This is a genomic window from Colwellia sp. MB3u-4, from assembly GCF_014077065.1.
In the GTDB taxonomy this organism is placed as follows: Bacteria; Pseudomonadota; Gammaproteobacteria; order Enterobacterales; family Alteromonadaceae; genus Cognaticolwellia.
The window spans coordinates 1-332 of the sequence record NZ_JACGVE010000015.1 but is presented as its reverse complement, the minus strand read 5'-3'; the positions used below and the strand labels follow the sequence as shown (position 1 = coordinate 332).

The 332-nt window shown below is 41.6% G+C and carries 1 rRNA gene; it reads left to right on the top strand.

The window, feature by feature from the left end:
• Positions 1-245: 245 nt before the first annotated feature.
• Positions 246-332 (top strand): 5S ribosomal RNA (gene rrf, locus H4J61_RS00065); the annotation flags it as partial.

Here is a 332-nt window from a genome sequence, read left to right as displayed (position 1 = left end):
GTTGATAGGTTGGGTGTGTAAGGACTGCGAGGTCTTGAGCTAACCAATACTAATTACCCGTGAGGCTTAACCATACAACACCCAAGTGGTTTTAAGTTGTGTGTAGTTTGACATAGTAGTATTGCATAGGAATATGCAACATCACGTACATGAGTGATGAATAAGAGAAATAAGAACACAAAACGTATTTATATATCACTGAGACATGTCTCACTGATACAGCTTTTTAGATTGTACCCTTTTTGTCTAGCGACAATAGCGACATGGCCCCACCTGATCCCATTCCGAACTCAGAAGTGAAACGTGTTAGCGCCGATGGTAGTGTGGGAGTT